The organism is Pannonibacter sp. CBAS1226, assembly GCF_055685825.1.
Window position 1 is genome coordinate 64,489 of the sequence record NZ_JBVOUO010000012.1, and the last position, 12,566, is coordinate 77,054.

At 64.0% G+C, this 12,566-nt stretch carries 9 protein-coding genes; 6 read left to right on the forward strand and 3 right to left on the reverse strand.

The features are described 5' to 3' along the window. Positions 1-224 precede the first annotated feature (224 nt). The 5 genes from AC0CMF_RS22725 (at position 225) to AC0CMF_RS22745 (ending at position 6,271) form a co-directional block, all read left to right on the forward strand. Complete coding sequence (locus AC0CMF_RS22725; RefSeq protein WP_374630244.1) at positions 225-1,193, forward strand: GAF domain-containing protein; 969 nt, start codon at positions 225-227, stop codon at positions 1,191-1,193. Positions 1,194-1,567: 374 nt separating this feature from the next. Then, positions 1,568-2,269, forward strand: coding sequence for an SRPBCC family protein (locus AC0CMF_RS22730; protein ID WP_374630243.1), 702 nt, complete (start codon positions 1,568-1,570; stop codon positions 2,267-2,269). Positions 2,270-2,336: 67 nt separating this feature from the next. Continuing rightward, complete coding sequence (locus AC0CMF_RS22735; RefSeq protein WP_050474565.1) at positions 2,337-2,825, forward strand: (2Fe-2S)-binding protein; 489 nt, start codon at positions 2,337-2,339, stop codon at positions 2,823-2,825. Between the two features lie 198 nt (positions 2,826-3,023). Then, on the forward strand, positions 3,024-5,387 hold the full coding sequence (locus AC0CMF_RS22740) for a xanthine dehydrogenase family protein molybdopterin-binding subunit (RefSeq protein WP_058898054.1): 2,364 nt from the start codon (positions 3,024-3,026) through the stop codon (positions 5,385-5,387). Positions 5,388-5,473: 86 nt separating this feature from the next. Further along, on the forward strand, positions 5,474-6,271 hold the full coding sequence (locus AC0CMF_RS22745) for an FAD binding domain-containing protein (protein WP_058898055.1): 798 nt from the start codon (positions 5,474-5,476) through the stop codon (positions 6,269-6,271). A gap of 298 nt (positions 6,272-6,569) precedes the next feature. On the opposite strand, the gene AC0CMF_RS22750 is transcribed toward AC0CMF_RS22745, so the two are convergent. From AC0CMF_RS22750 to AC0CMF_RS22760, 3 genes are all read right to left on the reverse strand, one after another. After that, positions 6,570-9,005 (reverse strand): methyl-accepting chemotaxis protein, encoded by a 2,436-nt coding sequence (locus AC0CMF_RS22750; protein WP_058898056.1) that lies wholly within the window; start codon positions 9,003-9,005, stop codon positions 6,570-6,572. Positions 9,006-9,432: 427 nt separating this feature from the next. Beyond that, positions 9,433-10,518, reverse strand: coding sequence for an ATP-binding protein (locus tag AC0CMF_RS22755; protein WP_058898057.1), 1,086 nt, complete (start codon positions 10,516-10,518; stop codon positions 9,433-9,435). Positions 10,519-10,522: 4 nt separating this feature from the next. Then, positions 10,523-11,206 carry a response regulator gene (locus AC0CMF_RS22760; RefSeq protein ID WP_374631192.1) on the reverse strand — a complete coding sequence of 228 codons (684 nt, stop codon included), beginning with the start codon at positions 11,204-11,206 and terminating at the stop codon, positions 10,523-10,525. Between the two features lie 167 nt (positions 11,207-11,373). Between AC0CMF_RS22760 and AC0CMF_RS22765 the strand changes: the two genes are divergently transcribed. Then, positions 11,374-12,561: an efflux RND transporter periplasmic adaptor subunit gene (locus AC0CMF_RS22765; RefSeq protein WP_374631190.1), complete on the forward strand. Its 1,188-nt coding sequence runs from the start codon at positions 11,374-11,376 to the stop codon at positions 12,559-12,561. The last annotated feature ends 5 nt before the right edge of the window (positions 12,562-12,566 follow it).

A 12,566-nucleotide genomic window follows, 5' to 3' on the forward strand; every position in this document is an offset into this window, starting at 1 on the left:
CGGAAGTCTCGATAACACGGTGTTGTCTCAGCCATTAGGGCGGAGCGGGCCTGCGGTCAATCGGCTAGCCTTGATTTATGCGCCCCGCGAAAACTGCCCTAGGGGACACAGCTTTCTGGACTTGCAATTGAAATTTCTACAGAAATTACTTTGACAAGCTGGTGCGAATTTGGTCGGCTGTACCCGTACAGGGTGAGTGATGCATCATGTATTGGGGGAATTAGATGCTGCCAGGTTCTCATGATGCGACGCGCAAGCACGCAGACCGGGTGCGGGAGACCGTCGAGAACAACGGCTGCGCAGCTCATTCTCTGGTGGCGGCCTCCTGGCGCCGTTCGATGCTGTATCATGGCCTTGATCCCAATCTGGACCGGCCTGCGGTGCGGGTGGAAGAATACGCCCTTGCGCAAGCGCGCGACCGGATGGGGTCCCTGCTCGAAATCGCTGTTCCTGCCCTCGACAGGCTGAATGCAACGCTTGCCCCAAGCGGCTGCAGCATCCTGCTGAGTGACAAGGATGGCCTTGTGCTGGAAACCCGCGAGGCGGCGGGAGATCAGAGCGAATTTGCCCGCTGGGGCCTGACGGCGGGCGGCGTGTGGAGCGAGGCGCAGCAGGGCACCAACGGCATCGGCACCTGCGCCATCGAAAAACGCCCGGTGATCGTGCATCAGGATCAGCATTTCCGGGTCATCAACACGGAAATAAGCTGCATTGCCGCCCCGATCTTCGATCACACGGGGCAACTGGCGGCGGTGCTGGACATTTCGAGCTGCCGCCGGGATTTCTCCCTCGCATTTGCCCAGGTGCTGGCCATGGTGGTGAACGAAAGTGCGCGTGCGGTGGAAAGCGACCTTTTTCGCGCCGCTTTTCCGGAGTGCCGCATCGTCGTTGCCAAGGGGCATGGACAGGGCGGCGTGTCTCTTCTGGCGCTGGCCCCGGATGATGTGATCGCCGGCGCAACGCGCCATGCCCGCAAGATGCTGGGCCTGACCGACGCCATCATTGCCTCTGCCCCCGGCGCAGCCACCCATCTCGGCACGGCAGCGGAGGAAGATCCACGCGCGGCAGAAAAAGCCGCCCTGCGGCGCGCCCTTGCCAGGGCAAAAGGCAATGTCTCGGCCGCCGCCCGGGACCTCGGCATCAGCCGGGCCACCATGTACCGCAAGATGAGCCAGTTCGGCCTCGACGGCTGATCCCCCTACCTGTCTCAAATCTGCGACAGATCAGGCCAGCTTTATTGCCGCACAGGTCTTTTCCCTTACGCAGGAGCAGCGCACACTCCAGATCCTTGCCGGGCAGGACGCAGCCCGGCAGCTCTGGGAGGGGCGCAAGACGCCGATGGGTGGACAAGGCGCGCGACGGTGACATCTGCCAGGCTCTGGCTGCAATCTTTCTTCTTTTTCTCCATGGGCTTGCCAGCTGCCTTCCAGTCCGGCACCCTTGGGAGGACGCAAGACAAGAGCCATTATGGGACGGGCAGGCTGCGGACGGCAAGCGGACGGTGAGCCGCCACAAGCACCAGAGCCGCAGCAAACCTGCACCCGAGGAGAGAGAGGCACGAAACGCAATGGACATGACAGGGGAGTACCGCATTCCGGCACCGCGAACCGATGTCTGGAATGCCCTGAACGATCCGGACGTGCTGAAAGCATGCATTCCCGGCTGCGAGAGCCTGGAGATGACCTCGCCGACGGAAATGACGGCCGCCGTCACCGCCAAGATCGGCCCCGTGAAGGCAAAATTCCAGGGCGCGGTCACGCTTGAAAATCTCAACCCGCCGGAAAGCTACACCATCGCCGGAGAAGGCAAGGGTGGCGTTGCGGGTTTTGCAAAGGGTTCCGCCGATGTGCACCTTGCCGAAGACGGCGGGGACACCATTCTCACCTACACCGTGAAGGCACAGGTGGGCGGCAAGCTGGCCCAGCTGGGCAGCCGCCTGATCGACAGCACCGCCCGCAAGATGGCCGACGAGTTCTTCGGCAATTTCTCGCAGATGGTTGCCGGAAACGCGGCTGCCACCGGAACGGCCGAAGACGGCGAGCCGGACGCTGGCACGCTGGAACAAGCCCGGTCGATTGCGATGGAACAGGCGGGCGACGCCGTTGTCCATGCGGTTGAGGACGTGGAGAAAACGATCGGACACGCCGTGCATGAGGCTGAGGAGACAGTCGAAGCTGCGGCGGTGAAGGGAAGTTTTGGCGGGCCGGTGGTCTGGGGTCTCGCCGCACTGGCGGCGATCATCGTCATCCTCGCCATCATGAGCAGGTAAGGAGCAGAGCATCTTTTAGCCCGCTGGTGACGCGACCAGAGAGCGGGACCAATTGAGGGAGGTATGAATGGCAAAAGTGTCAATGACCGTGAACGGCAAGAAGGTCTCGGCCGCTGTCGAGGACCGGACCCTGCTCGTTCACTACCTGCGCGAGGCGCAGGGCCTGACCGGCACCCATGTGGGCTGCGACACGTCCCAATGCGGGGCCTGCGTGGTGCATGTGAACGGCAAGGCCGTGAAGTCCTGCACCATGCTGGCCGCACAGGCGGAAGGGGCCACGGTGACCACCATCGAAGGCCTTGCCAATGGTGCGGAGCTGCATCCCGTGCAGGCGGCCTTCCGCGAGCATCACGGCCTGCAGTGCGGTTTCTGCACTCCCGGCATGATCATGGCCGCCGTGGACATGATCGAGCGGCATGGCGCAAATCTGGATGAGGCCACCATCCGCCACGAGCTGGAAGGCAACATCTGCCGCTGCACCGGCTATCACAACATCGTCAAGGCCATCAAGGCGGCCGCCGACCAGATGGCCGGCCTGCGGGCCGCCGCAGAATAGATCCAGGCCCGCGCGGCGCTTGAGCCTTTCAAGGCGCCGCAGAGCATCCCCATCCGTGCGGACGCGAAACCTGCACGGCACATGACAAGCCGCAAGGCCGGACAAGATGCCGTGAGGAGGCGGCGTCCGGCACTGCGGAACAAGGAAACGGCCTGCGGGCAAAGGCCTTGCAGGAAACCTGTCTGAGGGAGTTATGCCATGGGAGTTCAAGGCATTGGCGCACGTGCGCTGCGCAAGGAAGACAAGCGTTTCATCACCGGCAAGGGCCGGTACACCGATGACCTGACCGCGCCGCGCATGACCTATGCGGCCTTCGTGCGGTCGCCCCACGCACACGCCCGCATCACCGGCATCGACGCCAGCGCCGCGCTGGAGATGGAAGGTGTCGAGGCGGTTCTGACCGGCGAGCAGCTGGTGGGGGATGGCGTCGGCAACCTGATCTGCGGCTGGATGATCCACTCGCGCGACGGCAGCCCGATGAAGATGGGCGCCTGGCGGGCGCTGGAGCCGGAGACCGTGCGCTATGCCGGTCAGGCGGTGGCCGTTGTCATCGCCGAAACGCTGGGCCAGGCCCGCGATGCGGCCGAGGCGGTTCTCGTGTCCTACGAGGAACTGCCGGTGGTGATCGATCCGGTGGCCGCCCTTGAACCGGGCGCGCCGCAGCTGCATCCGGAAGCGCCGGGCAATCTGATCTATGACTGGGTGATCGGCGATGAAGCCGCCACCAATGCCGCCTTCGAGAAGGCCGCCCATGTGACGCGGATGGACATCACCAACAACCGGCTGGTGCCCAACCCGATGGAGCCGCGCGCCGCGCTCGCCGACTATGACACAGCCGAAGAGCATTTCACCCTGCACACCACCTCGCAGAACCCGCATGTGGCGCGTCTGGTGCTCTCCGCCTTCTACAACATCGCACCCGAGCACAAGCTGCGCGTGATCGCACCGGATGTGGGCGGCGGCTTCGGCTCCAAGATCTACATCTACCCGGAAGAGATGGTCTGCCTGTGGGCCTCCAAGCGCACCGGCCGTCCGGTGAAGTGGGTCTGCGACCGCACGGAAGCGTTCCTCACCGACGCCCATGGCCGCGACCACCGCTCCCATGCGGAGATGGCGCTTGATGCCAATCACAAGGTCATCGGCCTCAGGGTCAGCACGGTGGCGAACCTTGGCGCCTATATGTCGCTGTTCTCCTCCTCCGTGCCGACCTATCTCTACGCGACGCTGCTCTCCGGCCAGTATGATATCCCGGCCATCCACTGCAACGTGAAGGCCGTCTATACCAACACCACGCCGGTCGATGCCTATCGTGGTGCAGGCCGTCCGGAGGCCACCTATCTGATCGAGCGCATGATGGAGACGGCCGCCCGCGAGGTCGGGCTCGACCCGGCCGAGTTCCGCCGCCGCAACTTCATCCGCAGCTTCCCGCACCAGACGCCCGTCATCATGTGCTATGACGCGGGCGACTATGACGCGACGCTGGATGCCGCGTTGAAGGCCATCGACTACGCAGGCTTCCCGGCCCGCAAGGCGGAAGCGGCCCGCAAGGGCAAGCTGCGCGGCATCGGCCTGTCCTGCTACATCGAAGCCTGCGGCATCGCCCCGTCAGCGGCTGTCGGCTCGCTGGGCGCAGGTGTCGGCCTGTGGGAATCGGCGGAAGTGCGGGTCAATCCGGTCGGCACCATCGAGGTGCTCACCGGCTCGCACAGCCACGGTCAGGGCCACGAAACCACCTTTGCCCAGCTCGTCGCAGAGCGCTTCGGCGTTGATACGGACACCGTGTCCATCGTCCATGGCGACACAGACAAGGTGCAGTTCGGCATGGGCACCTATGGCTCGCGCTCCGGCGCGGTCGGCATGTCGGCCATCGTCAAGGCGCTGGACAAGGTGGAGGCCAAGGCCAAGAAGATCGCCGCCCATCTGATGGAAGCGGCAGAAGGCGACGTGGTGTTTGAAGGCGGCGAGCTGAAGGTGGCGGGCACGGACAAGTCCCTGCCGTTCTTCCAGGTGGCGCTGGCGGCCTATACCGCCCACAATCTGCCGGCCGGCATGGAACCGGGGCTGAAGGAAGGGGCCTTCTACGATCCGACCAACTTCACCTTCCCGGCCGGCACCTATGTCTGCGAGGTGGAAATCGATCCGGAAACCGGCAAGACCGCCATCATCAACTTCGTAGCCGCCGATGATTTCGGCAAGATCATCAATCCGATGATCGTGGAAGGCCAGGTGCATGGCGGGTTGACGCAGGGCATCGGCCAGGCACTGCTGGAAAATGCGGCCTATGACGAGGGCGGCCAGCTTCTGACCGGCTCTTTCATGGACTATGCCATGCCGCGCGCCGATGACGTGCCGTCCTACACGCTGCTGACAGCCGAGACCATCTGCCCGGGCAACCCGCTCGGCATGAAGGGCTGCGGCGAGGCCGGTGCCATCGGTTCGCCCCCGGCCGTCATCAACGCCATCACGGATGCGCTCGGCATCCGCGACCTTACCATGCCCGCCACGCCCCAGCGGGTGTGGGAGGCGATCCGCAACGCCAGCCAGCCTATGGCGGCCGAGTGACCTGACATAAGCGGGACCGGGCGCGCCCCATGGCTGCACCCGGCCCTGCCCTCTGCTGACGCTTTCCTTTGAGGAGAACGAACACGATGTATGAGACAAGCTATCACCGGGCCGCTTCGGTCGCAGATGCAGCCAGCCTGATCGCCAAGGCGGATGACGGCAAGCTGCTGGCCGGTGGCCAGACCCTGATCCCCACCATGAAGCAGCGCCTTGCCGCGCCGAGTGACCTCGTTGACATCGGCCAGATTGCGGAGTTGCACGGCATCACCGAAAGCGGCGGCACGCTGCGCATCGGCGCGGCCACCAGACATGCGGATGTGGCCGGTTCTGATCTCGTCCGCCGCCTGATCCCCGGCCTTGCCAGCCTTGCGGGCGGCATTGGCGATCCGCATGTGCGCCACATGGGCACGATTGGCGGCTCTGTTGCCAACAACGACCCGGCAGCGGACTATCCCTCCGCCGTGCTGGCGCTGGATGCCACCGTCCACACGGACAAGCGGGACATTGCCGCCGCAGACTTCTTCATGGGCATGTTTGAGACGGCGCTGGAGGACGGCGAGATCATCACCGCCATCAGCTTCAAGATCCCGGAAAAGTCGGCCTACGCCAAGTATCCGAACCCGGCCTCCCGCTACGCCATGGCCGGTGTTTTCGTCGCCCGCCACAAGGATGGCTCCGTGCGCGTTGCCGTCACCGGCGCCAGTCAGGGCGGCGTGTTCCGGGCCGAGGCCATGGAAGCGGCGCTTGCGGCCAAGTGGTCGGCAGATGCGGTGGCAGGCATTGCCCTTGAGGCGGATGACATGCTCTCCGACATCCACGGCTCTGCCGAATACCGCGCAAACCTCGTCACCGTCATGGCCAAACGCGCTGTCGCGGCGGCCTGAGGGACGATCGAGGCGGGGCCACCGCCCCGCTTCACATTCGTACGGAAGAGAAACGGACAGCAAGGCACACGAGGCGTCACCCCGGGCCGCACGCAGTGAGGACCCGGGGCCTACTCATTTCCAGAGCGTTGCCCGGATCTGCTGAGACTGCCTGCCTGATGGGCGGATTGCCCTGAAGCTTTGCCGCGCCGTTCGACTTAGATTTCACCGCTCTGCAAGCGAGTGGACCCCGGCTCGCGCTCCGCTTGGCCGGGGCGACCTCGGAGAGTGAGGAGGCGAAGGTGCCCCTCCCCCTCTTTCACGCCGCCGCCACTTCGGCGAGGAAGCGGTCGACTTCTTCCTTGAGCATGCGCGTCTTGCTGTTCAGCTCGTCGGAGGCGTCGAGCAGCACATCGGCAGAGCTGCTGGTTTCCGCAACAGCATTGGACAGTTCCTGGATGTTGCCGGCCACCGCCGACGAGCTGTCCGCCACCTGGCGCACGCTGCGGGAGATGTGCGAGGTGGCCGAGTTCTGCTGGGTCATGGCCGATGCGATGGCACCGGTGTAGCTGTCCACCTCACCCATGGTTTCACTGATGCCGGTGATGGCAGCCACCGAGTCGCTGGTGGCATGCTGGATGGCATTGACCTGTGCTGCAATTTCTTCGGTTGCCTTTGAGGTCTGGTTGGCGAGTTCCTTCACCTCGGAAGCCACAACGGCAAAGCCCTTGCCGGCTTCCCCTGCCCGCGCCGCTTCGATGGTGGCGTTGAGGGCGAGCAGGTTGGTCTGGGCGGCAATGGCCTGAATGAGGGTGATCACCTCACCGATCTTGGCCGCCGCTGCCGCAAGCCCGTCCACCTTGGCACTGGTTTCCTGCGTGGCATGCGTTGCACGGCTGACCACCTGGGTGGTGCGGGAGACCTGATTGCCGATTTCCTGCACGGACATGGACAGCTCTTCCGCTGCCGCAGCCGCGCTGTCCATACCTGCCAGCGCCGCTTCCGAGGCATCGGCCGTCTGGCTGGCGCGTTCCGAGCTTTCGCGGGCGATGACGGCAAGGCGCTGTGCCGTCCTGTCCAGATTGCCGGCCGTGCTGCCGACAGATGCGATCAGGTTTTGTGCGGTTGCGCGGAAGCCGGAAATCAGCGCATCCACCTTCTGCTGGCGGGCCATGCTGACAGCCTGGCTGGCGGCCTGCTCCTGCTCGAGGCGCAGCCGCTCCAGCGCGTTGTCCTTGAACACCTGCACCGCCTGGGCCATGCCGCCGATCTCGTCGCCACGGCCGAGGCCGGGCACGTCCGCAGATGTGTCACCATTGGCCAGACGGCGCATGAAGTCCGTCATGGCACGGATAGGGCGGGTGATCAGGCGGTTGAGGCCGGTCGCAAGGGCGAGGCCAAGCGCGATGGCCGCAATGACCGCCACCGCAATGGTGGTGACCGCGCGCTGCCCTGCGGCGCGGTTGGCCGCAGACTGGGCCCGGGCGAGGTCGGTCGCGGTGGTCTGCAGCAAGACGCTCAACCGGTCCAGTTCCGCCCGGTTGGCCTCGAGACTGGATCTCGCCTCCCGGATGGCCGTGAAAGCGCTGGCATAATCTTCAAGTGCCTGCGGCATGGCAGAGATGGCCGTGGAAGCGGCAGGCACATAGGCCGAGGCCCCGTCCAGCTGCATGGCATACATGCTCAGCATGTCGATTTCCGCTTCCACCGCGTTGGGGTCCGTATCGCCCATATCCGCAACGAAGCTGGTGGTGTCCGTCTTGACGCTGGAGATCGAGCCGGAGATTTCGAGCGCCTGCTGACCGATCCGGGTCAGGGCGGCCAGTTTCTGCTGCAGGCCGTTGGCATCATCCAGTGCCCGGTCCAGCGCACCATAGATGGCAAAGCGGGCTTCCATGATCTGAGTGGTCAGGACGCCGATCCGGTCCGCCACTTCCTTCTTCTGGCCCATACGGTTGAAGAGGTTGGTTTCGTCCAGCATCACCGGCAGAACTGCGTGCAGGGCGGTGGCTTGCTCAAGCAGCCCCGTCTGCACGACCTTGAACCGGGAGCCTTCAAGCTTTTCAGCCTGGCTCTTGATCGTATCGAGCGTTTCGCCAATCTGGGCCCGCAGTTCCGGCGTGACTTCGCTCAGCTTGAAATCAGCACCCATGCCGAACATCGGCTGCAGGAAGGCCACGCGATCCTGCATGTCGCGGGCAAGATGGCCGAGCTGGCGCAGATCTTCCTGAGAAGAGGTGCTCAAGGTGGCCGCGTCCGCCGCATCGCGCTGCTGGCGCTGCAATTCGTTGGCAATCGTGCGGGTCAGGCTGTCGAGCTGCGCCGTTGCGCGCTCAATCACTTCCAGCTTGTCCTTCAGCGACTGGGTGTCCCGCTCGACAGATGAGAATGTCGCACCAAATCCGGAAACCATGCCACGGGCAGAGGCAACATTCTGCAGAGGCTGCGGATTGCTGACGAGCGATCTGGCAAGGCCCTCGAGCGTCGCATCCAGAGACCTCAGCGCCGCCGTCACCTGAACCGCACCATCTGCATCCGGCTGCCGCAGGAAAGCCTCGCGTGCGGCCGAGAGCGCCTTCAGCTCGGTGATCGTGGCCAGTGCCTCATCAGCGATCTCGCTGCGCTGCGAAAGCCCCGTCAGCGTGACAATGCCGAGGCCGCCGACAAGCGCAGTCAGAACCAGAATCGCACCAAACCCGCCCCAGACCTTGTACAGGAACGAGAGGTTGGTGAAGGAAAGGGATAGTCTGCCCATGATATCCGTTTGCTCCGAAGAATTTCATCTCCCGGCGCACTGGATCACATCATTGAATGAACCGGATCTTAATCCCGGGTCCGAATATCATGAAATTTATATGACATTCAAATCGTGAAATACGTATTTTCATTTGAAAATACGTATATAAAACTTAAAATTCAAGGACACACTCAGAATTAGACTCAACTCTCTGCAAACTATTCAGATCAATACAGAAACTCCGCACCAAAGCCCCAATAAAATACGCTGCGGTTTGAAACAGCGAAGCCAGACTGCACCTGCGTCAGGGACGGAACCGGTCTGGCATCAACTTAATTGATAAAAATGACAGGGCATCATTTTCAAGGCATAGGCCGCCAGATACTGCACTGCAACGCGGACGGGACCGCTGCCTCTCCGCGACGGCATCCACAACTTTGCGGCCTCACAGACCGTCTGTCGCCGCCGAAGGCTCCATCCTCACAAGAACCATCTCGAACAGCGCCCCGCCTGCGGGTGTCGTCCGGTAGCTGAGACGGCCGCCGTGGGCCTCCACAATGGCCCGCACCACGGATAGCCCGAGGCCGCTGCCGCCAAGCTCGCGCGAGCGGACCGGATCGCCCCGGACGAAAGGCACGAAGCCACGGGAGACAATATCAGGCGGCAGTCCCGGTCCCTCGTCGGCGACGGACAAAACGATCCGGTCCTCCACCCTGGCGAGACTGACGGTGATGCGGCCGCGCACAGCATAGCGCCGCGCATTGGTGAGCAGCGCCAGCAGCGCCTGCCGGATCCGCGTTGCATCAACGGCAACCACCAGGTCCTCCAGAGCGAGTTCCAGCCGGAAACCGGCTGCCCGGAAGTCATGCGCGACAAGATTGGCCACGCCGGCGATTTCCCGCGCGAGGTGAACCGGCTCGATCTGCAGATCCAGATGACCGCTGCCGGCCAATGTCACCGTCCGCAGGTCTTCCACCAGACGGGCAAGCCCGTCCACCTGCTGGATCAGCCCCTGCAGCGAACGTTCATCCGGCTCGAAAACGCCATCAATCATGCCCTGCAGGCGGCCCTTCAGGATGGTCAGCGGCGTGCGCAGCTCATGGGCGATGGTGGCGTTCCACAGGGCCATTTCGGCCGCCATGTCCTGAAGGCGCTGTGCCATCGTGTTGAAGTCACCAATCAGCGCGGCCGTTTCTCCGAGTGCCTTGTCTCCGGCTGAAGCGCGTGAGGAGAGGTCACCGGCCGTAATCTCGCGCGCGCTGCGGGCCAGCGATTCAAGGGGGGCGAGAATCCGGCGCGACAGGCGCAGGGAAACAAAGGCTGCAATCGCAAGCGCGGGAAGAATAACACACCCGAGGATGACCAGATCGGTGACCGTGAGCCAGCTGTCCAGATCCTCAGGTGCCGGATACAGGGCAATGATGACGCTGTAGGTGAGATAGGATCCGAAGAACACCAGCAAGCCGGCCATCACCGTGATGGCCGACATGGCGATGAGGATCTGGCGGCTCAATCCGGTTCGCGGTCTCATGGCATCACGCCGACAAGCGGTAGCCGATGCCGCGCACGCCGGGCAGCAGGCCGGTGGCGCCAGCCTGTTCCAGCTTCTTGCGCAGCTTGCTGAGGTGGCTGTCCACCGTGCGGTCCAGCGCGTCGGACCCGGGCAGGCAGGCGTCCACCAGTTCGCTTCTGGTGAAGACGCGGGCGGGACTGCGGGCCATATGCGCGAGGATGCGGAACTCCGTCAGTGTCAGAGACAGCCGCACAGGCCCGGCGCCATCATCAAAGCTCACCTCGTAGGCATCAAGATCGATGGCGAGATTGCCGGCACGCAGAACACCCGCAGCCGAGGCCACGCCCGAGCGGCGAAGAACAGCCTTGGCGCGGGCAACGACCTCAATCGGGTTGAAGGGCTTGACGACATAATCGTCCGCCCCGATGCGCAGGCCCTGCAGCCGGTCGATATCCTTGTCGAGCGCGGTGATCATGATGGCAGGCGTATTGCCCCTGCGCCGCAGCTCCGCCAGCACCTCCCATCCGTCTAGCCGGGGCATGGTGACGTCGAGAAGCACGAGATCGGGCTTCAGCGCCAGATGCAGATCAAGCGCCGTCCGGCCATCGCGCGCCTGAACGGTGCGGAAGCCCTCGCGCACGAGATAGGCATCCAGAATTGCGGAAATCTCTTCGTCGTCTTCGGCAATCAGAACAAGGGCTGTCATGGCATTCTCCTTCCGCCATTGATGCCATCAGGCATCGCTGGCGTCGAGCGCGCAGCGCCCCTCTCCATGAAACCGCAACATAATCTCCACACAGCGCCAACCCCGCGGACCGATAGAAGCGGCCACGCCGCCTGAAACAGGCAGCCGTATAGAGGATGACCGCGACCATGCGCCTTCGCCACAAGCTGACCTACGCATTCATCGCCGCAACAGCACTCTGCCTTGCCGCTTGCTCGGACGATACCGATGGCCAGAAAGCGGGCAGCGCCGCAGCGCAGACACCCGCCGGAGCCGCTGCCGCCGCCGTCCGCATTGCCGTACAGACGGTGCAGCCCGCCCGCGTGGTGGTTTACGACGAGCTTCCCGGCCGGGTGTCGGCGGTGCGCACGGCTGAAATCCGGCCTCAAGTGACCGGCATCGTGCAGAAGGTGCTCTTCACCCAAGGCTCCGATGTTGTGGCCGGTCAGCCGCTGTTTCAGATCGACCCTGCACCGTTCGCAGCCGATGTGGAAGCCGCCTTGGCCGTGCTGGACCGCGCGGAAGCTGACCTCGTCAATGCGCTTTCCAAGTATGACCGGATAACCGCACTGGCGGCGACACACACGGCCAGCACCGCAGCGCTGGGGGATGCAACAACTGAATTGGCGCGGGCGCGGGCCAATGCGGCTGAGGCCAAAGCCAACCTGAGGCGCCGCAAACTCGAACTGGCCAATGCGACCATCCGCAGCCCCATCGCAGGGCGGATAGGTCAGGCCCTGATCACCGAAGGCGGCCTTGCGTCCAGCGGCACGGCAACAGCGCTGGCGACAGTCCAGCAGATCGACAGCGTCTATCTGGATGTCCGCCAGCCCTCCATGCGCCGGGAACAGCTGGAAGAGATGGACGAAAACAGGAGGGGCGAAACAGCGGACAGCCTTCCCGTCGACATTCTGACCCTGACGGGCAAGCCCTATGGCTTCAAGGGCAGGCTGCTGTTTTCTGACAGCACGGTGGATCAGGGGACAGGCAACATTGCCATGCGCCTGGAAGTGCCCAACCCGGACCGCCAGCTGCTGCCGGGCATGTATCTTCGTGCCCGGGTGCCCAGCGCCATCTATCCGCAGGCTCTGACCGTGCCGCAGGAGGCCGTTCTACGGGATCCATCGGGAGAGGCGCGTCTCATCGTGCTGGAAGCCGGCAACACAGCCAGCAGCCGCCCTGTCGAACTGGGGGCGCTGACCGGAAGCCGCTACGTGATCCTGTCGGGCCTGAAGGCGGGCGAGACGGTCGTGGTGCGGGGACAGGACCGGGTTGAGTCCGGCGCGCCGCTGGACCCCGTCCCCTACCAGCCATCGGCCCCCGAACCCCACATCTGAGAAGA